Origin of the sequence: Mycobacterium barrassiae (assembly GCF_025822765.1) — a bacterium.
Taxonomy (GTDB): domain Bacteria; phylum Actinomycetota; class Actinomycetes; order Mycobacteriales; family Mycobacteriaceae; genus Mycobacterium; species Mycobacterium barrassiae.
Window position 1 is genome coordinate 326,404 of record NZ_JACKUK010000023.1, and the last position, 21,672, is coordinate 348,075.

The following is a 21,672-nucleotide window of genomic DNA, read 5'->3' on the forward strand; positions in this document are numbered from 1 at the left end:
AGCTGTTGCCAGTATCTCATTGCCGAGCGCCCGAAATTAATTCGCGAACTTCGGCGTTGGCCGCAACTATGGACCGCATGCCCACCAGGACCATGCCGCTGGGAGCAGCGTCGACCTTGACGTTCTTCTATGCGCTGGGTTATCCCGTTGGCGCGCTTGCTGTTTCGGCGATGTCGCCGATGGCGGTCCTGGTATTTCGGTTCGGTCTGGCCGCCGCGATCCTGGCCGCGTGGGCCAAATTGGCGAAGGTGAGCTGGCCCACAGGCCGCGCGCTGGTGCATGTCCTGATCAGCGGACTCCTCGCCCAGGGCCTGCTGTTCACCTGTTTGTATGTGGCGCTCATGCACGGTGCTCCTGCGGTGCTCGGGGCCGTGATCATCTCGATGAATCCCGTCGTCACGGCGGTCCTCGCGGCGATGTTCCTCAACGAGGGCCTCACCTGGACGCGGATCGGGGCACTCGTGCTGGGTGTGCTGGCCGTTCTCGCGTCCTGCGCGGCACGGCTGATCGCCGTCGGCGGCATCGACCCGGCCGTCCTGCTGATCCTCGTCTCGTTGTTCAGCGTCGCCGCAGGCGGCGTGTACCAGCAGCGGTTCTGCTCCGGCGTCGACTTCCGGGCGACGGCGGCGTTGCAGAACGGCGCATGCATCCTGCCGGTGGCCGCGTTGGCCGCGGTGATGCCGTGGACGGTGACTGACCCGTGGAAGGCGGTCGGTGCCGTCGCGGCCGTCGTCCTGCTGAACGCGGTGCTGTCGATGACCCTGTACGTCCGCGGCATCAACGAATACGGCGCCGCAGCCGTGGCGATGCTGTTCGCCGTAATCCCCGCGGTGGCGGGTGTGCTGTCGTGGGTGATGCTGGGTCAGCGCCCCGACATTGGGATCGCCGCCGGCCTCATCATCGGTGCAGCCGCGTGTTGGCTCAACGCCAGGAGCAAAGCTCAGCGTTCGGTGGCGGAGCCGACGGCCTCCATCATGCGGGCCAACTCGCCTGCGACGTCCGGACCCGCCGGCTGATAGACGAGTTCCGTCACGCCGCCCGCCTCGTATTCGGCGACCCGGTCCCGCAGCTGCGCGGCGGTTCCGGTGAAGGTGAACTGCGGCAGTAGGTCGGCGGCGATCCGCACCGCTTCCTGGTCGACTGCCGTCAACCGCACCAGGTGGCCTTCGTGCGTGACGAGGTGCCGCTCGGGCGGTGGAATCGCGTTGATGGCAGCCACCCACTCGGGTCCGCCCGGAAGTTCGAGCATCGCATCGGCGCCCATCCGCTCGTACATGGCGTGGAACACCACTGCGAGGCCGTGCCCGGCTCGATCCAACAGCGCCTGGCTGCGCAGGTCTTCGCCATCCTCGAGGACCGTTCCGAACTGGAGAAGCGCATAGGGCCGGCCGGCCGCCGCCGGATTGGGCACTCCCGCCGCGAACACGACGTCGCCGACGCGTTCGGCGACGGCGGTGCCCTTGGGTCCGTCGGCGCCGATGAACACCTCGACGTCGACGGGCCGGTCCGGTAGGAAGCCGTCCGCATGCATCATGCGGATCGCGGCACCGTCCCACTCGACGGTCTCGCCGCGCAGCAGCGCCCGCAGCGTCGTCACGTACTCCTCGACCACCGCCCAGCGCAGGGGTCGTTTCCCGAGCGTGTATCGACCGGTGAACCCGGAACCGACGGCCACCGCCACACGACCGGGCGCCAGCGCGGTGAGATTGGCGATCGCCGCCGCGTTGATCATCGGGTGCCGCAGGCTCGGTACGAGGACGCCGGGACCGAGTCCGATCCTCGACGTGCGCTCGGCGGCGAGCGCCAACGCCATCCACACGTCCGACGTGATGGCCGGGGAGTCATACAGCCACGCCCGGTGATAACCAAGGCGTTCCGCCTCCGCGATGAGGTCCGGTGAGTCGACGTTGGTCACCAGTGCGCACGACAATTTCATGCGCGCAAACGCTACCTCAACTGCGAATAATGCTGGGCCAGAAGGCGAAAGGCGCTGTCACGCAAGCAGAGTGAGGACGATCCAGCCCGCAACGGCTGCGGGCAGCATCGCGTCGATCCTGTCCATCATGCCCCCGTGGCCGGGCAGCAGCTTGCCCATGTCCTTGATCCCGAGGTCGCGCTTGATCTGCGACTCGACGAGGTCGCCCAGCACGCCCGTGATGACCAACAGCAGACCCAGCGGGATCCCGACCCACCACTGGTTGTGCAGAAGGAACACCACCGAGAACACCGCCGCGCCGATCCCGAACAGCAGTGAGCCGCCCAGGCCTTCCCACGATTTCTTCGGGCTGATCGCGGGCACCATCAGATGCTTGCCGAACAACACGCCCGCCACGTAGCCGCCGATGTCGGCGAACACCGCCGTCGCGATCACCGCGAACACGCGGCGCCCGCCCTCGTCCTGGAAGATCAGCAGCGCACTGAAACTCGCGAACAGCGGGACCCACGTCGCGAGCAGCACCGAGGCCGAGAGGTCGCGCAGATAGTTCACCGGCTGCTCGCGAAGCCCCTGCCCGACCAGGCGCCACACCATGCACACCACGATCGTTCCGGCGTAGGCACCCAGCAGACCGGCGGGGCCGAAGGGCCACGTCAACCAGATCATCGCCTGGCCGCCGAGCAGCAGTGGTATCGCGGGAAGGGCGTAGCCGGCCTCACGAAGCCGGCTGATGACCTCGTACATACCGATCGGGATCGCGATCGCGAGCACCGGTATCCACCCGATGGGCCAGAAGATCAGGACGCCGATCGCGATCGCGCCGAGCAGAACGCCGACGCCGATCGCGGCGGGCAGGTCGCGACCGGCCCGGGACTTCTTCTTGGGCGGCCCTTCGACCGGCGTATCTGCCACGGGAGTCCTGTGCTGATCGGTCACTAGACCTCCAGCAACTCGCCTTCTTTGTGCTTGACCAGTTCGTCGATCTGATTGGTGTAGGTGTGGGTGATCTTGTCGAGATCCTTCTCGGCCCTGCTCACCTCGTCCTCGCCCGCCTCGCCGTCCTTCTTGATGCGGTGCAACTCCTCCATCGCCTTGCGGCGGATGTTGCGTACCGACACCCGGGCGTCCTCGCCCTTGGCCTTGGCCTGCTTCACCAGGTCACGACGGCGTTCCTCGGTCAGCTGCGGAATGGACACCCGAATGACGTTCCCATCGTTCGTCGGGTTCACACCGAGGTCGGAGTTGCGGATCGCTTCTTCGATGTTGCGCAGTTGGTTGGCCTCGTACGGCTTGATGACGACCAGCCGCGGCTCGGGAACGTTGATGCTCGACAGCTGCGTGATCGGCGTGGGCGAACCGTAGTAGTCCATGTTCACGCGGGCGAACATGCCCGGGTTGGCGCGGCCGGTACGGATCGACGACAGGTCGTCGCGCGCCACTGCCACCGCCTTCTCCATCTTCTCTTCGGCATCGAAGAGGGTTTCGTCGATCACGTTGCTCTCCTCATGACGGGCTCCTCGCGGGCGCGTCCGTATTACGTGGTGACCAGTGTTCCGATCTTCTCACCTGCGACCGCACGCGCGATATTGCCATCGGTGAGCAGGTTGAACACCAAGATCGGCATGCCATTGTCCATGCACAGGCTGAACGCGGTCGCATCGGCGACCTTCAGACCGCGGTCGATCACCTCACGGTGGCTGATCGCGGTCAACAGTTCGGCGTTGGGATCCACCCTCGGATCGGCGGTGAAGACGCCGTCGACGGCCTTGGCCATCAGCACCACCTCGGCGCCGATCTCGAGCGCCCGCTGCGCGGCCGTGGTGTCGGTCGAGAAGTACGGCAGGCCCATGCCTGCGCCGAAGATGACCACCCGGCCCTTTTCGAGATGTCGACGGGCGCGAAGGGGGATGTACGGTTCGGCGACCTGGCCCATCGTGATCGCGGTCTGAACGCGGGTCTGAATACCTTCCTTCTCCAGGAAGTCTTGCAGCGCAAGGCTGTTCATCACCGTGCCGAGCATGCCCATGTAGTCGCTGCGGGTTCGCTCCATGCCCCGCTGCTGCAGTTGGGCACCGCGGAAGAAGTTGCCGCCACCGATGACGACGGCCACCTGCACACCGCTGCGAACGACTTCGGCGATCTGTTGGGCCACCTGGTGAACGACGTCAGGGTCCAGGCCCACTTCCCCACCGCCGAACATCTCCCCGCCGAGCTTGAGGAGCACGCGGGAGTACACCGGCCGAAGCGCTGTATCGGCGTGCGGATCGGATGAGGAAGCGGGGGCGGCACCGTTGGAGCTGGTCGGCTCCGGAACCGCCGGGCCGGCGACATTTGATTCCGCCATCCGACTCCTTCGGGTCCTCGCTGAGACTCCCCTAATCCTGCCTCATGGCGGCCTCGAGACCGGCATCCGGGGTCGCGCGTGGCGGATCAGCCCGGCAAGTGTGCGCTCAGCCTGAAGGCAGGCATCGACCTGCGCCCATTCGGCTCCTCCCGTACGTCGGTCACGGGGAAGAATTCCTCGAACCCCTCAGGGAAGACGCCGTGGATTCGCGCGGGCCTGATCTCGTCGATGATCCAGTACTTGGAGACGACGTCCCGCAGTTCGTCCTCGGTGACGGGGTTGGCCGGGCCGTCTGGCATACCGGCCTTGTCGAAGACCAACACGAAGTACGACGCGCCCGGTGCCGCGGCCCGCACGATCGACCGCTGATAGCCCTCGCGCAGTTCGACGGGCATCGAATGGAACAACGTCGAGTCGACGATCGTCGAGAACCGGCCGTCATAGCCGCCGAAGTCACTGATGTCGGCGACCTCGAAGGTGGCGTTGTCCAGGCCGCGCTTGGCGGCTTCGGCCCTGGCCAGGCTGATCGCGGTGGGCGACTGATCCAGCCCGACCGTGGTGAACCCCCGTTCCGCCAGATGCAGCGAGATGGCGGCCTCACCGCAACCGGCGTCGAGGACGTCACCGGTGAACTTGCCCTGTTCGATCAGCGCGGCGAGTTCCGGCTGCGGTTCACCGATGCTCCACGGCGGCTTCGCGCCGGCCATCTCGGGTGCGTCTCCGCGGTACGCGGATTCGAACATCTCATTCGTGGGTCGAGTCATGGCTCCGGTATATCAACGTGGTTGATATGTGTCAAGATGATTGATATGGAAGAGCTGCTCGAGGATCAGCCGCTGGGCTATCTCCTGACCCGCGTGGGAAATGCGCTGCGCGCGGAGTTGACGGCGACCGTCCTCGAGCCGCTGGGAATCGCCTTCCCGCAATACATCTGCATGCGATTCCTGGCGAAGTACCCAGGCCGCTCGAACGCGGACCTCGCCCGCGATACGAACGTCACCCCGCAGGCGATGAACATGGTGCTGCGCCGACTCGAAAGCCGCGGGCTCGTCACCCGACCGACGAGCGTCGCGTCGGGGCGGTCGCTGCCGGCCACGTTGACCCGCGAAGGCGAAGAGCTGCTGAAGCGCACCGACGCCGGCGTACGCGCCGCGGAACGGAAGCTCATGGCGGGGTTGACCGCGGAGCAGCGCCGGGAGTTCAAGCGCATTCTGGTGGCACTCGGATCCGACTGAGCCACACTCGCTTCGAATTAACTAACGTGGGCGATAATTTTTGCTATAAAGGGGTGCGCGGCGACCCTCCGCGGCTTTGCTAACCGACTCGATGAGAGAGCTTAACGCCTATGAGCTTTACCCCTAGCGCTGATGAGGCCATCGAACTGCTCGAAGGATACTTCTACTGGAGCGGCTTCCCGAGGTTGCTGGGATGTGAGATCGAGACGGATTTCACGAAGGCGGACATCGCGCTGGTGGGACTGCCGCTGGCGATCAACCCGGTCGAACGGACGCAGTATCTGGGACCGCGCGCTGTCCGGCACCGATCGCAGGCGTACCACCGCGGCCACCGCGAGTTCGGGATCAACCCCTTCGAGCTGGCCCGGATCCGTGACTTCGGGGATGTACCGATCCCCACCCCGACGATCGCCGATCAAGCGGTTCTAGACATCGAGAAGTTCTACGCACGGATGGACGCCGCCGGGGCGCTGCCGTTCACGATCGGCGGCGACCACGCCTGCACACTGCCGGTGCTGCGGGCCATCGCAGGGCCGAACTCGCGGCGCAAAGGGCCGATCGGGATCATCCATTTCGACTCGCACACAGACACTTACGGTGATTCAGCGGGCGTGCACTGCCATGCCGGTAACGGCTTCCGAGTCGGCAATGAAGAAGGCTTGATCGACGCGTCGCGCTACGTGCACGTCGGCCTCAACGGCCCGATGGTGCACCCGAACATGGACGACTACTCCAAGGACGCCGGGTATCGACTGCTCACGCTCGACGAGATCGAGGACATCGGCATCCCCGCCGCGATCGAAGAGATTCGCAAAGTGATCGGCGACGGACCGGTATACGTGACGGTGGACCTGGACGTGCTGACACTCAGCGACGCGCCCGCCGTCGCCGACCCGGAGGCGGGCGGCCTGACCATGCGGGAGATGCAGAAGATTCTGCGCAGCTTCCGCGGCATGGACGTGGTCGGCGGTGACATCGTGTGCTTCGTCCCCCATCTCGATCCGTCGCAGATCACCGCACTGCACATCAGCGCGATCATGCACGAGATCGTCACGGTCATGGCTGAGGGTGTCGCGAAGACGAGGTAACGCCGGTTCCCATTGGCGGCGGCGCCGACGGTGTGGTCAACTGTGGCGACATGTCGGCCGAATTCCCTTGCGATGAAAATTGTCCTAGCGCCTGACTCGTTCAAAGAGTCGATGTCCGCGACAGAAGCGGTCGCCGCGATGCGCGCCGGCGTGGCATCGGTGTTCCCCGATGCCGAATGCGTTGGCGTTCCGATGGCCGACGGTGGCGAGGGCACCGTCGATGCCGTCGTCGACGCGCTGCACGGCCTGCACGTCGAGGTCGAGGTCTTCGATCCGCTGGGCCGGACGGTCACCGCGCGCTACGGCTACATTCCGCTTCGCCAGCTGGCGGTGATCGAGATGGCGGCTGCATCCGGCCTGGAGCTGATTCCGCCCGACGAGCGAGACGTACTGCGCGCCAGCACCTTCGGCGTCGGACAGCTGATCCGGTCCGCGCTGGATCGCGGAGCCGAGGACACGCTGATCGGGCTGGGCGGATCGGCCACCAACGACGGCGGTACCGGAATGCTCACCGCGCTCGGCGCGGCGTTCCTCGACGCCGATGGCAACCCGCTCGAACCGGGCGGCGCCGCGCTGCGTCATCTCGACCGCATCGACCTCTCCGGCCTGGATCCGCGGGTGCGCGACATCCGCATCCGGGTGGCCTCCGACGTCACCGCACCCCTGCTCGGACCCACGGGAGCCACCGCCGTCTTCGGGCCGCAGAAGGGAGCCACACCTGCCGATGTGGAGCTTCTGGAAGAGGCACTGACCCAGCTGGCCACCGTCACGACGGCGACGCTGGGAAAGGCGAACCCACAACGCCGGGGGGCGGGCGCCGCAGGCGGCCTCGGCTTCGCGGTCGTCGAATTCCTCGGCGCGGAAAGCAAACCCGGCGTCGACGAGGTCGCCGCGACCGTCGGCCTCGAGAATGCACTCCGCGGCGCCGACTGGGTGTTCACCGGCGAAGGCAGCGTCGACGCCCAAACCGTCATGGGTAAAACGCCATTCGGCGTCGCTCAGGCCGCCGTGCGGGCAGGCGCGCGGGTGGTGATCTTCGCCGGGCGCGTAGCGCCCGACGCCTCGGTGCTGCTGGAGCACGGCGTGGAGCGTCTCGTGGCGATCACCGCCGAAGGCACGCCCATTGAACAGGCGTTGCGCGAGGGCGCCGAATCGCTACGGCGCGCCGCGACCGAAATCTGTCGCGATATCGCCGGCTAGTGATGGTGGCATGCCGCCGGTGGCGACGGCGGTATGTCCAGCGCCGGATTCCCGTCGAAGAAACCGACGGGCTTGAGATGGAAGCCGTTATAGGCACACGGCATCACCGGCCAGTCTTCGGGCCGCACCACGTGATGAGCGCCCACGGTGTACCACAGCACGACGTCGGAGTTCTCCAGCGGCGCATCGTCGGCGATGTAGCACGGCAGGCCCTGCATGTCGGCCGACTGATACATGTAGTCACCTGCCGCGAACCTCTCCGCGGGATCGTATTTCGTCACCCATAGGTTGTGCTGCACGAATCGCGCGCGGTCGTAGATGTACGAGCCCTCCTGAACCATCACCGGCACGATCTCCCGTGGCGTGAGCTTGTAGGCCACAGGGCTGCCGAGTTCGTTGAGCTTGTTCGGGTTGGCGATCTTCCAGTAGCGGCCGGTTTTCCAGTCCCAGTCCCTGGCGCCCATCTCCTCCGACGCCACCAGAGTGTCGCGGGTGATCCACGCATTGCGGTGAGGGTTGAGCGCGGGGTCGGGCTCGGGTATCGAATCGACCTCGTAGACACTGTTTCCCGCCCCGTCGATGCTCATGTCGAGGCGGAAGCTGAAGAAGTGCTGGTGATTGGGGCCGTAGATGTTGGGCGCGACGAGCTTTCCCCATCGCGGCGTTTCCCCGTCGGGAACCGCGCCGGTGGTGAGCACGCCGGAAAGCTTGACCTCCACCTCCATCGACGCATCGTTGTAGAAGTACCAGAAGAACCCGTACTCGTAGTTCCCCACGGTGCAGATCATCGAGATCACCAGGCGTCGGGCACGCCGGACCTCGACCTCCTCGGTACGGAAATCGGTGTGCTTCCAGGAGATCCCGTAGTCCTCCTCGTGCATGCAGATGGCGTTGGGGATGGTCACCGCCTTGCCTGACGAGTCGTTGACCGTGGCGTCGAAGTAGTAGATCTCGCCGAGGCAGTCGCACCCCAGCGTCAGCGGGTTGGCGGAGAAGCCCATGCCGACTTCGCCCATGTCGAAGACGTTCTTGTTCCAGTGCGTCGGCGACGAGTCGCCGTACGGGACGACCATTTCCGAAAGCGATGCACGGTAGATGATCGGCCGGACCTCGCCGCGGTCGGTGTACGTGATCTCATGCAGCACGATGCCTTCACGTGGGTTGAACCCCACCCGCATCGACCATTTCTGCCACTGCACCTTCCACCCGTCGACGGTGAAGCTGGGGCCGTCGGGCTGGGTGATCTCGATCGGCTTCACGTCGGAACGAAACTCCGTGAACGCCGGCCGGTTGTCCTCGTCGAACATGAACTTCTCGGTGTAGTTTCCCGCCTTCGACGGCAACGGCACCACACCGTGGTCCTCGACGTCGATGACCTCCATCTTGCCCAGGTCGAACGTCACGATCAGGCCTTCGATGGGCCGGGCGTAGCCATGCTCGGACGGCGCAGCCCGCATAAAAGTCAGCGGTCGGCAGACGAGCGGCGAGTTGTCGTAGCTGTCCTGAGGACCGTAATAGCCTGCGGGCCAAGGGTCGATCATCGCCAGGTCGAAATCGGTGACGCCGCGTTTGCGCATCGCCTCCTGCCAGCGGGGGTCCTCTCTGACCTTCTCCTCGACTCCGGTCATCCATTCAACGAGATAGGACGGAAAGCGGCCCGCAATCGGCTTCCAGGACGTGATCAGGCGCGCCTGCAGGTCCACGACTGCTTCGTACAGCGCCTTGGCGGCGGGGTCGTAGGCCGTGACGAACGCCTGCCGCGGTATGTCGGTCACACCCTCGAATGTCAGCTCGGGTCGCTTGGCCGGCTCGGCGAGTTGAATCATGACGAATCGCAAGGTGGGAGTGGCGTATTCGGTATCGGTGATGATCTCGGCCGCGGCCTCGATCTCCTCTCCCGTCAGGGGATCGAGCGGATACGCGACGTCGCCGCTCGTGGGGTCTGCGCGCAGTGCAGTGCTGTCCATTGTCATTTCGACTCACCCTCCGTTGTGGCGGTTTCCGATTTCGTCAGATCGAGGACCGCCAGGTGCGCGAGCGCATCCTCTTCACTGACCTTGTGCGCCGAGCGGCGCCCGAAGATGTACACGATGACGCCGAGGGCGACCATCATGAGCCCGATGCCGCCCGTCCACGTCATCCAAGTGGCCGCAGGCACGTCGATCCACGGGGTGACGAACGAGTAATAGATGCCGCCGAGCGTGCCGATCGTGCCGACGATCACGGTCGCCCACACCCCGGTCATACCGCCGGGGATACGCCAGAACTGTTCGGTGGCATAGCGGTCGGCGTACTTTCTGCGCGCGATGATCACCGGGAACAGGAAGAAGAACCCGGAGATCAGCCAGACGACGCTGAGACCGCCCTGGATGTAGATCGTGACGTTGGCCATGCTGCTCTGCGAGTACAGGGTCACCAGGATGATCGACGACAGCACGCCTTGGATGAGCACCGCGGTGACGGGGTTGCGGGTGCGCGGGTTCAGATGCGTGAAGAGGCGGGGCAGATGACGCTCCAGTCCGGAGACGAAGATCAGCCGGGAGTAGGCGACCTGGTAGGTCGTCAGCGCGATGAACACGATGACGGCCAGCACCACCGCGGCGACCTCCATCAGGCCGGGGAAGCCTGACTTGTCGAGGTTTTCGACGACACCGACGACGGGATCGATTTCGTCGCCAGAGAGCACCATCATCGTGCCGAGCGTGGTGAGCAGGTAGATGGCGATCAGGGCCGCCGAGCCCCAGACGATCATCTTGGCGCCGCTCTTCCGCACCGAGAGGAACTCCGCACCCATGTTGTACGGGGTCTCGACGCCGAGCAGGTACAGCACCACGGTGCCGAACAGGAAGCCCGCGCCTGTGAAGTCGGGGACCAGCGAGTCGTGCAGACTGAACGGCGTGGCGGAGCCGTGCCGCAGCGCGTAGATGAGACCGCAGATGAAGACCGTCAGGGCCAGCACCCAGTAGACCACGAAAACCGAGCTCATGATCCGTTGGTTGGCAGCCAGTTTCGCCAGCGCAAGCCCGATCACCGACCACAGGACCACGAGCTGAAGGATGATCGTCGTCGTCAGCCCCAGCTCTGCGTGGAACGCCAGAAGCAGAAACTGCAGCACGATGGCCGGCGACCCAGCGCCGTTGAGGATCACCGGAATCCATGACAGATAGCCGCCGATATACCCCCAGGTCTCTCCCATCGTGCGGGTTGCCCAGATGTAGACACCGCCCTGGCCGGGCCACAGGTTGCCGAGTTCGACGCAGGCCATACCGGCGGGCACCAGGAACAGCGCAATGCCGAGCGCCCACATCGGGATCGCTGTCCAGCCGCCGGCAGCCATGACCGACGAGCCGGTGATCCAGCAGATGATGAAGACGTAGATCGCCGTCAGTCCGAAGGTACTGAGTACCTTTGGCAGCACCTGCTCCGGGATGAGCTCGGCGTTCAAGAGCTTGCCGGGGTCCGACGGGCGGGCCGCTTCGAGTTCCTGAGTCATCATGGACTCCCAACCTCGTTGGATCAGTTGATGATCTGTCCGTCTTTCATGCGGACAACACGGCTCGCTTCGTCGGCCACCGTGGGATCGTGAGTGCTGGCGACGACGGTGACGCCCAGGGTCGAACACAGGTCGCGCAGCATCCGCACGACCGTCTCGCCGGTGCGATGGTCGAGATTGGCCGTCGGCTCGTCGGCGAGTACGAGCGTCGGGCTGCTGATCAGTGAGCGTGCGATGGCGGTGCGTTGCTGTTCACCACCGGACATCTTCGTCGGCTGATGATGCACGCGGTGACTGAGCCCTACGAGGTCGAGCAACTCTAATGCTCTGGCACGCAATGCTTTTCGATCGTAGGGTTCGAACATCAGGGGTAACTCGACGTTCTCAACCGCGGACAGGAACGGGATCAGGTTGTAGCTCTGGAAGATATAGCCGATCGTGTCGTGCCGCAGCGCCGCGAACTGGCTTTCGGTCAGCGTCGCCGTGTCGCGTCCGGCCACCTTCACGGTGCCCTTGGTCGGCCGGTCCAAACCGCCGATGATGTTCAGCAGCGTCGACTTTCCGCTGCCGCTGGGCCCCATCAGACAGACGAACTCCCCCAGCGTCACCTGTAGCTCGGCCGCCACCAGCGCCTTGACGATCTCGTCGCCGAGTTTGTGCAGCTTCCACACATCGCTGACCTCGATGACCAGCGGCGGGTCCGCCACGCCGCTGGGAACGTCCGCCCTGTCTTCCGTCGCGGTCATTCGGTCAACCTCCTGACGTCAGTGATCGGATCGGCGGGCGAGACGCTGCGTTCCACGTCGGGACGATGCTCGTGGCAAGCGCGGCGACTACGCTGACACCGATCGCGAGCGCCGCGCCCACGGCCAGCCCCGCCCCCGACACTCCCGTTTCGAAGAAGCCGGCTGCACCGCAGACGATTCCGATCGCAACGGCCAAGCCCACCCCGAGGAGCGCGCCCGCCACGGCGGCAATGACCGGCTCCACCAGCAACGCCGCCACCACGGGTTTGCGCGGGACACCGCTGGCGCTGAGCACTCCCAGTTCCCGGGTCCGATGGCCGACCGTACGCGTGGTGGCCACCGCCACTTCGACGACGCCGACCAGCAGCACGGTGACCGCGATGAGTACCACCGCCCGCCCGATCTCGTCGGCATGCCCCAGCGACGCGGACTGCGCGCGGATTCCCTCGGCCATGCCGAACACGATCACCACCAGGAAGGCTCCAGTCGCCGTCGTGATCGCCGGGAGCCACATCTCCCGGACGCGCCGACGCGTCGCCAACCACCCGTAGGACACCCCCATTCGCAGCATCAGCGGTCCCCCAGCAGCGAGACCGGTCGTTGCTGCAGCAGGCGGTGCACCGGGATCAGGGCGCAGACGATCGCCATCGCGGGCAGGAAAGCGGCGACCATCCCTGCGGCCTGCAGCCACGCCGTCGGCGTCGCGATGGAGGGAATCACCAGGGCGACAGCCACCCCCGCACCGAGCACACCCACCAGATAGGCGACGACGAAGACCACCATCGACTCGACGAGGAAGAAGTACAGCACCTCGTCGGCGAGGCCGATGCTCGACATGATGCCGAATTCGCGACGCCGCTCCTGCACGGCTGCGAGAAAAGATGATACCGCGATCACGAACCCGAGACCGAGGCCGATGGTCGAGATGAGGCCGAGCGTGGAACTGGTGATCTGGCCGGAGAACAAGGCCGAGAACTTCTGCTCGAAGCCGAGTGGACCGGTGCCGCCGACCGTGTCGTAGATCAGGCCGTGGCCGTTCGGATCGGGCGTGACGGAGGGATCTGCGGTCGAGTCGAGATCGACTGCGGCGCCGAATATCTGTGCCAGGTCGCGACGCTTCTGGTCACCGGGCGGTGCGAAGACGGTCCACCAGCCGTTCTCACCGACAACCGAACGGGCAAGCGGCGTCGCGACCGTGATCGACTGGCCGGTTCCTTCCACACGCACGACCAAGTGCTGCCCGCCGATGTCGATCCAACCCCCCGACTGGACGGCCAACCTCTCCGCGATGGCAGCTCCTAAAATTGCTATACCGCTTGGCATTTCGTCACTTCCGCGCAGCGACACCGAATGGCCACCGATCTGTGTCAGCCCCGACAGCACCCGGGTCGCAGTCCACCCCGGCGGTACGGTGATGTCCGGGGCGGGGCCGTCGGCGACCAACGCCTGCGCGTCGCTGTCGTAGTGCACGCCGGCGGCAGGTACCACCCACAGCTGCGCGCCACCGAGCACGTCGCCGACCGAATCAGCACCCGTGATCGCAAAACTGGCCGAGACGGTGCGCACGACCGTGACACATGCGATGGCCAGCGCGATCCCGAGCACGGACAGTACGAACCGTTCGGGGCGTCGGCGGATGTTGGCCAGCGCGAACCGGACCAGACACCCGAAGGTGTTTCCTTTTGAGGTGGCGATCGCCGGTGATCGAGAAGATGTGGACGCAATCGTCTCCACAAGTAGGAATGGTGGGCCCGGAAAGTTTCACCCACCGCAGCGCGGAGTGTCTCCGTCGTTAACTAGAAGGGGTTCCGGTTACGGCGCTGTGTCGCGGCGGCACGAGAGCGGCGGCGGCCTATCCCGGCCATCATCAGCGGCGTGCACACCCGAAGGTCTTGCTTGAACCGGGCTGACACCGCCTCGGCGGCCTCGGGTGTGACCAGTCCAGCATCCACGATGGCACCGCGAATGCTCTCGAAGGTCAACCGGAAGAAGTCGAAACCCGGTGAGTCGGAGTCGATGATGCGCACCCTGCCCTCGCCACGGACCTCTTCGAAGCCCGCATCGACGAGGTCGCCGACGACGCGCCCACCGTAGTTCCGCTCGAAGCCCGCTCGGGCCATGAACTCCAGAATGGAATCGGTGACCCTGCCGAGCTGTTCGTCCTCGTCGCCGAAACGGAAGGCGCTCCAGTCGTAGTCCTCGATGACGATCCAGCCGCCGGGACGCAGGGCACTCGCCAACCGGTCGAGGATCTGTCGCCGGTCCGCGAGGTGTTCGAGGACGAGACGCGAATGGACCAGGTCGAACTCGGCCTGCGGCAGGTCAGCGTCGCGAATATCCATGCGGTGCACTGTGATCGAGTCGGAGACCAGGTGTTCGACGAACCGGGTGTCGATGTCGACGGCAGTGACGTGAGCACCACGGCCCGCCATCCACTCGACGAGCGCTCCACCGCCCGCGCCTACCTCGAGGCACTTCCAACCCGGGCCGATGCCGAGGTCGTCGAGGAGCACCCGACTTCCCGGATCCCACAACGCCTCCATGCCCGACAACCTTTCGCGCTCCTGCGCGAAACCCTGATCGAAGACGTAGTCGCGAGTCATCCCTGGATTCGCGCCCACGGGCGCGCCTCCTCCAATTCGTAAGCCAGTTCCAGCAGCCGGGCTTCGCGGCCGCGCGTGCTCGACAGCATCATGCCGACGGGAAGTCCGGTGGCCGATTCGGCCAGCGGCAGCGAGATCGCGGGATCGCCGGTCGCATTCTGCAGCGGGGTGAAGGCCGCCCAGTCGACGAGTCGTTCCATCACGGTGTCGAAGTCCTGCGTCGGGTCCAGGTGGCCGATCGGCGGGGTGACCTCGGCAAGCGTGGGCATCAGCAGGGCGTCGAATTCTGCGCCCTGCCGAGCGGTGATGCGGTGCGACGCGGACAGCCTGCGGATGGCCAGCGGCAGTTTGTGAAGGTTGCGGGCGGCCTTGCGTTCGAGTCCGAGCGTGATGTTGTCCAGACGCGTGCGGTCGAAGCTCGGCCCGAACATGCGACGTCCGCCGCGAACCACCGCGAACGCGAGGAACGACCAGTAGACCAGGAAGTCGTCCTTGAACCGTGCGGGCACCGGATTGTCGATCTCGGTGACGCGGTGACCCAGTTCCTCGAGCAGCGCCGCGGTCTTCAGCGTCAACTCACGGACCTCCGGGCTGGCGTCGCGGGAGATGGAGTGCGTGCACACTCCGATGCGCAGTCGCTGCTTGCTCGGCTGCGTCACATCGCCGATGGGCGCCAGCCTCGGATTGCGGTACACACGCTCCGCTTCACGCATGAATGCGGCGGTATCGCGAACCGACCGTGACACCACACCGTTGACGACGAGGTGGAGCGGCATCTGCGCCGTCTCCTTGTCCAGCGGCAGCCGCCCACGTGTCGGCTTCAAACCGACTAATCCGTTGCAGGAGGCGGGGATTCGGATCGAACCGCCGCCGTCGTTGGCATGTGCCATCGGCACGGCCCCGGCAGCGACGAACGCGGCCGAGCCGGACGACGATGCACCCGCGGTGTAGTCCGTGTTCCACGGGTTTCGCACGGGGCCGATCCGCGGATGCTCGGCCGAACCGCTGAACCCGAACTCCGACATCTGCGTCTTACCCAGGGGCACGAGACCCGTTCCGAGAAACACCCGCGCGAACGCTCCGTCGGCGGGCATCGGGTGCGGGTCCCAGGCGTCGGTGCCCTGCATCGTCGGCCAGCCGCGAACGGCGACGTTGTCCTTGATGAAGGTCGGCACGCCATCGAAGTAGCCGCCGAACTCGCAAGTCGCTCCCGCGCGTGTCCGCGCGCGGTCATAGGCCTCGTGAGCCAGGCCGTTCAGCGCCGGGTTGACGGCCTCGGTGCGGGCGATCGCCGCTTCGATCAGTTCGGTTGCCGACACCCTGCCGGCACGAAGGGCTTCGACAAGGCCGACGGCGTCAAGGTCGCCGAGGGCGTCGTCGCCGAAGGCATGAATACGAACCATGTAGCGACGGTACCAAGTCGTACCGGCCGTTCGGGTCCACCAATGCAAAAGGCCCCCAGGAACCCCGGGGGCCTTCGCAAGAGCGCGTTGTTACGCCTGGCCGACCTCGAAGCGGACGAACCGTGTGACGGTCACCCCCGCCTCGTCGAGCAGCGCCTTCACCGTCTTCTTGTTGTCGGACACCGACGGCTGATCCAGCAGCACGACGTCCTTGTAGAAACCGGTGACCCGGCCCTCGACGATCTTGGGCAGGGCCTGCTCGGGCTTACCCTCGTTGCGCGCGGTCTCCTCGGCGATGCGCCGCTCGTTGGCGACGATGTCCTCGGGAACGTCCTCACGCGTGAGGTACTTGGCCTTCAGCGCCGCGATCTGCAGCGCCACGGCGTGTGCGGCCTCTTTGTCGGACCCGGTGTACTCGACCAGCACACCCACCGCGGGCGGCAGGTCGGCGGCACGCTTGTGCAGGTACGTCTCGACGGTGCCGTCGAAGCAGGCGACGCGGCGCAGTTCGAGCTTCTCGCCGATCTTCGCCGACAGGTCGGCGATGGCCTGCTCGACGGTGGTAGTCGCCGATCCTTCGCCAATAGGAGAGGCCTTGAGCGCGTCGACGTCGGTTGCCTTCGCCGCCGCGGCAGCGGCGACGATCTGATCGGCAACAGCCTGGAACTCGGCGTTCTTCGCGACGAAGTCGGTTTCCGAGTTGAGCTCGATCAGCGCGCCGTCCTTCGCGGCGACCAAGCCTTCTGCGGTCGCACGCTCGGCGCGCTTGCCGACGTCCTTGGCGCCCTTGATGCGGAGCAGTTCGACGGCCTTGTCGAAATCGCCGTCGGACTCGACCAGTGCGTTCTTGGAGTCGAGCATGCCGGCACCGGTGAGCTCCCGAAGTCGCTTCACATCGGCAGCGGTGTAGTTCGCCATTTCAGCCTTTCCCTACGAGTCTTGCGGGGTGTCGGTGGTGGGGGCCGCCTCGGCGGCGCCGGCATCCGTCGATGCGGTCGCGCCTGCGAGCAGCTCCTGCTCCCACTCGGCGAGCGGCTCGGCAGCCAGCCCATCTTGGCCGGCCTGGGCCTCTCCATCACCCTTGCCTGCGCCGGCACGGGCCTGCAGACCCTCGGCGACCGCGGAGGCCACCACCTTGGTCAGCAGCGCGGCCGAGCGGATCGCGTCGTCGTTGCCCGGAATCGGGTAGTCGACGAGATCAGGATCGCAGTTGGTGTCGAGGATCGCGATGATCGGGATGTTCAGCTTGCGAGCCTCCGCAACCGCGAGGTGCTCCTTGTTGGTGTCGACGACCCAGATCGCCGACGGCACCTTCTGCATGTCGCGGATACCGCCGAGCGACCGCTCGAGCTTGTTCTTCTCGCGGGTCAGCATCAGGATTTCCTTCTTGGTGCGACCCTCGAAGCCACCGGTCTGCTCCATCGCCTCGAGTTCCTTGAGGCGCTGCAGCCGCTTGTGCACGGTGGAGAAGTTGGTGAGCATGCCGCCGAGCCAACGCTGGTTCACGTAGGGCATGCCGACGCGGGTCGCCTCTGCGGCGATCGACTCCTGGGCCTGCTTCTTGGTGCCGACGAACATGATGCTGCCACCGTGGGCGACAGTCTCTTTCACGAACTCGTAGGCCTTATCGATGTACGTCAGCGTCTGCTGCAGATCGATGATGTAGATGCCATTGCGGTCGGTGAAGATGAACCGCTTCATCTTGGGATTCCAGCGACGGGTCTGGTGCCCGAAGTGGGTGCCGCTGTCGAGCAGCTGCTTCATGGTTACAACAGCCATGATGGGGCCATTTTCCTTTGTGTCGGTTGTCGTCCGGCGTCGGTTGATGCCGAACCCTGGTGCCTGCTGGGAGTGCCAACCCGTCGCGAGACGGGACCGCTGGCATCCGGATATGACCTGTGGAACCGGGTCATGGTGAGACACGCGAAGTCAGCCCGCGTGAGCGAGCTGCGGATAGGAGTTTACACGCTGTTCGGGGGTGCTTTTTCCACAGCGCGCTGACGGTCCACAGATTACGGCTCAGGGCTGGCGGAATCGTCGGCCGTCGCGCTGAGCTGGACTTATGCGGTGGATCGTGGTCTTGGTGGTTGCGGTTGCCCTCGCTGCCCCCGCCGCGGCCGAGAGTGCGCGACTGGATTGGCCGCTGCGACCTCGACCTGCGGTTATGCGGGAGTTCGACGTGCCGTCACCCAACTGGCGACCGGGCCATCGCGGCGTCGATCTCGCCGGAGTACCAGGTCAGCCGGTATACGCCGCCGCGGAGGGGACGGTGGTGTTCGCCGGTGAGCTGGCGGGCCGGCCGGTGGTGTCGATCGCGCATCCCGGCGGGTTGCGGACCAGCTACGAACCCGTCCGGGCATCGGTGCGGGTGGGCCGCCACGTCGATGCGGGCGCGATGGTGGGGCGACTGGAGCCCGGCCACGCCGGCTGTGCGGTGGCCGCCTGTCTGCACTGGGGCGCGATGTGGGGTCCGGCGTCGCGGGCCGACTATGTCGATCCGCTTGGCCTCGTCGCGACGACGCCGATCCGCCTCAAGCCCGTCCCGCGCTAGCGTTTTGTGTGCGTTCGCGAGCGCTCACCGCTCCTAAACGCACACAAAACGCCGGGGGTCAGGCGCGGGGGTGGGCCTGGTCGTGCACCGCGCGCAGGCGTGCGACGGTCACATGGGTGTAGAGCTGCGTCGTCGCGAGAGTGGAATGTCCGAGCAGTTCCTGGACGACGCGCAGATCGGCGCCGCCCTCGAGCAGGTGAGTGGCCGCGCTGTGCCGCAGCCCGTGCGGGCCGATATCGGGTGCCCCGTCGACGGCGGCCATCGTCTGGTGCACGACGGTGCGGGCCTGCCGGGGGTCGAGCCGTCTCCCCCGCGCGCCCAACAGCAGCGCCGGCCCAGAATCCGCGGTGGCCAACGCCGGACGCCCCTCGGACAGCCACGCGTCGAGTGCCGCGGCCGCGGGCGCCCCGAACGGCACCGTGCGTTGCTTGTTGCCCTTGCCCAGCACCCGCAGCAACCGCCGAGACGTGTCGACGTCGTCGATGTCGAGGCCGCAGAGCTCGCTGACGCGGATGCCGCTGGCATACAACAGTTCGACGATCAGCTGGTCCCGCAGGGCAAGCGGATCCCCTTGCTGCGCACCGGATTTTGCCGCCGCCATGGCATCGAGCGCCTGGTCCTGACGGAGCACGGCGGGCAGTGTTCGACGGGACTTGGGTACCTGCAGGCGTGCGGCCGGGTCGCTGGCGATCAGCCCCCGCCGCGTCGCCCATGCGGTGAACGTCTTGACCGCGGAGGTGCGCCGGGCCAGCGTCGTCCTCGCGGCGCCCGTCGCGGCCAGGGCCGCGAGCCAAGAACGCAGCACAGGCAGGGTCAACGCACCGATGCCGGCGTCCGGCGAGCGCTCGGCGACGAAGTCGAACAGCGAGTGCAGGTCGCCGAGATACGCGCGACGGGTGTGGTCGGAGCGCCCGCGCTCCAGCGCGAGGTACTCGTCGAACTCCTCGAGGATCGCGTCCACGCCGTCAACCGTGGCAGACGACGGGGCTGCGATTCAGGTGACGCGCCGCAACGTGTCGGGAGTCAGTTCCTTCAGCGACCGGTACCCGTCGACCGCCATGGTCAAGTCGGCCTCGGCGAGCAGTGACCGCAGGACATGGACGATGCCGTCCTCCCCGCCAAGGGCGAGGCCGTATGCGTAGGGCCTGCCGATCGCCACCGTCGAGGCGCCCAACGCGATCGCCTTGACGATGTCGACGCCGCTGCGGATGCCCGAATCGAACAACACGGGCATCCCGTCGGCGGCCTCCACCACATCGGGCAGGCAGTCGATGGGGGGTATCCCTCCGTTGGCCTGCCGGCCGCCGTGATTGGAGCAGTAGATCGCATCGGCGCCTTCGTCTTTCGCGCGCAGCACGTCATCGGGATGGCAGATGCCCTTGAGGAGGATCGGCAGCGTGGTCAGGGAGCGCAGCCATGGCAGGTCGTCCCACGTCAGCGGATTCCCGAAGACCGAAATCCACTTCATGATCGCCGCCTGCAGATTTTCTTCGGGCGGCTGGTCGAGACTGTCGCGAAACACCGGATCGGTGGTGTAGTTCGCCAGGCAGTGGCCACGCAGGAAGGGAAAGTTTGACGTAGCCAGGTCGCGTGGCCGCCACCCGGGGATCCAGGTGTCCAGGGTGACGACGATGCCCTTGAACCCGGCGGCCTCGGCGCGGTGCACGAAGCTGGCAGCGACGTCGCGGTCCTTCGGTGTGTAGAGCTGGAAGAACCCCGGAGTGTCGCCCAGCGCGGCGGCCACGTCCTCCATCGGATCGGCGGTCATGGTCGACGCGATCATCGGGACGCCGGTTTTCGCGGCGGCACGCGCGGTGGCCAGGTCACCGTGCCCGTCCTGCGCGCACAGGGCGATGACCCCGACGGGCGCCAGCATCACCGGCGACGCCAGGCTGAGCCCGAGAAACTCGACCGAGAGATCGCGTTCGGCGGCGCCGACGAACATCCGGGGCATCAAACCCCAGTTCTCGAAGGCGGTGACGTTGACGCGCTGAGTCCGCTCATCACCCGCACCACCCGCGACATAGGACCACATCCCGGGCGACATCGCGGCCTGCGCCTTGGCCTCCAACTCCGCGAACGACATCGGAAGCGTCGGCAGGACGCCGGACAGACCCTGGAGGTAGATCTCGAACTCGTAATCGCTGTACGCCATCCGGCTAGCGTGCCAGTCCGGGGTTACGCGGTGGCCTGTTCTGCCTTCGCGAGTTCGGCCTTCCACTGCCGGAAGGTTTCCTCGGTGCGACCGCGCCGCCAGTACCCGGAGATCGACGACGCCCACTTGGCGTCCACGCCGCGCTCCTTGCGGATGTAGGGCCGCAGATTGTGCATCACGGCCTGCGCCTCCCCGTGGACGAACACCTGTACTTGACCGGGCAGCCACGGCGCGCCCTTGACCGCATCGATCAGCGGCGCGTGATCACCGGCCTGCTGCTCGGGCACCAGGTCGGCACGACCGCCCCGGTAGATCCACTTGATGTCGACTCCCGGCGGCGCGGTCAGTTCGACTTCGTCCTCCGGGCCGGCCACCTCGATGAACACCTGGCCGATCGCGTTGTCCGGCAACGCTTCCAACGCCTTACCGATCGCCGGGATAGCTGCCTCGTCGCCGGCCAGCAGATGCCAGTCGGCCGCCGGGTCAGGGGCATACGCTCCGCTCGGCCCCATCAGATAGGCCGGTTGGCCAGGGACGGCGGAGGTGGCCCACGGCCCGGCGACCCCGTGCTCGCCGTGCACGACGAAGTCGATGGCGATCTCGCGGCGCTCGGCGTCCACCCGCCGAACCGTGTACGTGCGCACGGGAGGTTGTTGTTCAGGGGGCAGCGTCTTGAAGCTGTCCAACGTCAGCGGTTGTGGCAGCGCGGCAACGTCGACCCCGTCGGGCACGAACACGATCTTGACGTATGCGTCGGTGTAATCGTTGGGGGTGAACGTGTCAAAGCCGTCACCACCGAGCACCACCCGCGTGAGATGCGGGGTCAGCTGCTCGGTACGCACCACTTCGAACGTGTGCACCGGCCGTCCTGCCACGGTTCCTCCCGTCGTCAATTCACCTTGTCGAGGATACGAGGGC

22 protein-coding genes are annotated in these 21,672 nt (G+C 66.2%); 5 read left to right on the forward strand and 17 right to left on the reverse strand.

Annotated features, from left to right (window positions below; translation table 11 throughout):
* Nucleotides 1-68 precede the first annotated feature (68 nt).
* Nucleotides 69-1,016, forward strand: coding sequence for a DMT family transporter (locus H7J93_RS11935; RefSeq protein WP_372507860.1), 948 nt, complete (start codon nt 69-71; stop codon nt 1,014-1,016).
* Here H7J93_RS11935 and H7J93_RS11940 read toward each other — a convergent pair.
* From H7J93_RS11940 to H7J93_RS11960, 5 genes are all read right to left on the reverse strand, one after another.
* On the reverse strand, nt 941-1,936 hold the full coding sequence (locus H7J93_RS11940) for an LLM class flavin-dependent oxidoreductase (protein WP_267306492.1): 996 nt from the start codon (nt 1,934-1,936) through the stop codon (nt 941-943). The two genes, H7J93_RS11935 and H7J93_RS11940, sit on opposite strands and share 76 nt — an antisense overlap.
* Nucleotides 1,937-1,993: 57 nt before the next feature.
* Nucleotides 1,994-2,872, reverse strand: a complete 879-nt coding sequence (locus H7J93_RS11945; RefSeq protein WP_267306493.1) for a phosphatidate cytidylyltransferase — start codon at nt 2,870-2,872, stop codon at nt 1,994-1,996.
* Nucleotides 2,872-3,429 carry a ribosome recycling factor gene (gene frr, locus H7J93_RS11950; RefSeq protein WP_267306494.1) on the reverse strand — a complete coding sequence of 186 codons (558 nt, stop codon included), beginning with the start codon at nt 3,427-3,429 and terminating at the stop codon, nt 2,872-2,874. Before frr ends, H7J93_RS11945 begins: the two co-directional genes overlap by 1 nt.
* A 41-nt stretch (nt 3,430-3,470) precedes the next feature.
* On the reverse strand, nt 3,471-4,280 hold the full coding sequence (gene pyrH / locus H7J93_RS11955; protein WP_267306495.1) for a UMP kinase: 810 nt from the start codon (nt 4,278-4,280) through the stop codon (nt 3,471-3,473).
* 86 nt (nt 4,281-4,366) lie between these two features.
* Nucleotides 4,367-5,044: a class I SAM-dependent methyltransferase gene (locus H7J93_RS11960; RefSeq protein WP_267306496.1), complete on the reverse strand. Its 678-nt coding sequence runs from the start codon at nt 5,042-5,044 to the stop codon at nt 4,367-4,369.
* A gap of 36 nt (nt 5,045-5,080) precedes the next feature.
* Between H7J93_RS11960 and H7J93_RS11965 the strand changes: the two genes are divergently transcribed.
* The 3 genes from H7J93_RS11965 (at nt 5,081) to H7J93_RS11975 (ending at nt 7,803) form a co-directional block, all read left to right on the forward strand.
* Nucleotides 5,081-5,515, forward strand: a complete 435-nt coding sequence (locus tag H7J93_RS11965) for a MarR family winged helix-turn-helix transcriptional regulator (protein ID WP_267306497.1) — start codon at nt 5,081-5,083, stop codon at nt 5,513-5,515.
* Between the two features lie 110 nt (nt 5,516-5,625).
* On the forward strand, nt 5,626-6,603 hold the full coding sequence (locus tag H7J93_RS11970) for an arginase family protein (protein ID WP_267306498.1): 978 nt from the start codon (nt 5,626-5,628) through the stop codon (nt 6,601-6,603).
* 72 nt (nt 6,604-6,675) lie between these two features.
* The gene (locus H7J93_RS11975; RefSeq protein ID WP_267306499.1) at nt 6,676-7,803 is read left to right on the forward strand and encodes a glycerate kinase; all 1,128 of its coding nucleotides are present in this window, start codon (nt 6,676-6,678) and stop codon (nt 7,801-7,803) included.
* Here the strand turns inward: H7J93_RS11975 and H7J93_RS11980 are convergent.
* The 9 genes from H7J93_RS11980 to rpsB form a co-directional block, all read right to left on the reverse strand.
* Nucleotides 7,800-9,776 carry a primary-amine oxidase gene (locus tag H7J93_RS11980; RefSeq protein ID WP_267306500.1) on the reverse strand — a complete coding sequence of 659 codons (1,977 nt, stop codon included), beginning with the start codon at nt 9,774-9,776 and terminating at the stop codon, nt 7,800-7,802. The genes H7J93_RS11975 and H7J93_RS11980 overlap by 4 nt on opposite strands.
* Nucleotides 9,773-11,296, reverse strand: coding sequence for an APC family permease (locus H7J93_RS11985; RefSeq protein ID WP_267306501.1), 1,524 nt, complete (start codon nt 11,294-11,296; stop codon nt 9,773-9,775). Before H7J93_RS11985 ends, H7J93_RS11980 begins: the two co-directional genes overlap by 4 nt.
* A gap of 23 nt (nt 11,297-11,319) precedes the next feature.
* Nucleotides 11,320-12,042 carry an ABC transporter ATP-binding protein gene (locus H7J93_RS11990; protein ID WP_267306502.1) on the reverse strand — a complete coding sequence of 241 codons (723 nt, stop codon included), beginning with the start codon at nt 12,040-12,042 and terminating at the stop codon, nt 11,320-11,322.
* Nucleotides 12,043-12,046: 4 nt separating this feature from the next.
* Nucleotides 12,047-12,613 (reverse strand): FtsX-like permease family protein, encoded by a 567-nt coding sequence (locus H7J93_RS11995; protein ID WP_267306503.1) that lies wholly within the window; start codon nt 12,611-12,613, stop codon nt 12,047-12,049.
* Complete coding sequence (locus H7J93_RS12000) at nt 12,613-13,776, reverse strand: FtsX-like permease family protein (RefSeq protein WP_267306504.1); 1,164 nt, start codon at nt 13,774-13,776, stop codon at nt 12,613-12,615. The genes H7J93_RS11995 and H7J93_RS12000 overlap by 1 nt, the downstream gene beginning before the upstream one ends.
* 62 nt (nt 13,777-13,838) lie before the next feature.
* Nucleotides 13,839-14,663 (reverse strand): class I SAM-dependent methyltransferase, encoded by an 825-nt coding sequence (locus H7J93_RS12005; protein ID WP_267306505.1) that lies wholly within the window; start codon nt 14,661-14,663, stop codon nt 13,839-13,841.
* Nucleotides 14,642-16,048 (reverse strand): amidase, encoded by a 1,407-nt coding sequence (locus tag H7J93_RS12010; protein WP_267306506.1) that lies wholly within the window; start codon nt 16,046-16,048, stop codon nt 14,642-14,644. Before H7J93_RS12010 ends, H7J93_RS12005 begins: the two co-directional genes overlap by 22 nt.
* A 90-nt stretch (nt 16,049-16,138) precedes the next feature.
* The gene (tsf, locus tag H7J93_RS12015) at nt 16,139-16,966 is read right to left on the reverse strand and encodes a translation elongation factor Ts (protein ID WP_267306507.1); all 828 of its coding nucleotides are present in this window, start codon (nt 16,964-16,966) and stop codon (nt 16,139-16,141) included.
* 12 nt (nt 16,967-16,978) lie between these two features.
* Entirely contained in the window at nt 16,979-17,827 is an 849-nt protein-coding gene (rpsB, locus tag H7J93_RS12020; RefSeq protein WP_267306508.1) for a 30S ribosomal protein S2, read from the reverse strand.
* A 283-nt stretch (nt 17,828-18,110) separates the two neighbouring features.
* On the opposite strand from rpsB, the gene H7J93_RS12025 reads away from it, so the two are divergent.
* The gene (locus H7J93_RS12025) at nt 18,111-18,599 is read left to right on the forward strand and encodes a M23 family metallopeptidase (RefSeq protein ID WP_267306509.1); all 489 of its coding nucleotides are present in this window, start codon (nt 18,111-18,113) and stop codon (nt 18,597-18,599) included.
* Between the two features lie 58 nt (nt 18,600-18,657).
* Here the strand turns inward: H7J93_RS12025 and H7J93_RS12030 are convergent, their stop codons facing one another.
* From H7J93_RS12030 to H7J93_RS12040, 3 genes are read right to left on the reverse strand one after another with little or no spacing between them, the layout of a single operon-like run.
* Nucleotides 18,658-19,560: a tyrosine recombinase XerC gene (locus H7J93_RS12030; RefSeq protein ID WP_267306510.1), complete on the reverse strand. Its 903-nt coding sequence runs from the start codon at nt 19,558-19,560 to the stop codon at nt 18,658-18,660.
* Nucleotides 19,561-19,593: 33 nt separating this feature from the next.
* Complete coding sequence (locus H7J93_RS12035) at nt 19,594-20,754, reverse strand: lactate 2-monooxygenase (protein WP_267306511.1); 1,161 nt, start codon at nt 20,752-20,754, stop codon at nt 19,594-19,596.
* 23 nt (nt 20,755-20,777) lie between these two features.
* Nucleotides 20,778-21,629 carry a siderophore-interacting protein gene (locus H7J93_RS12040; RefSeq protein ID WP_267306512.1) on the reverse strand — a complete coding sequence of 284 codons (852 nt, stop codon included), beginning with the start codon at nt 21,627-21,629 and terminating at the stop codon, nt 20,778-20,780.
* Between the last annotated feature and the right edge of the window lie 43 nt (nt 21,630-21,672).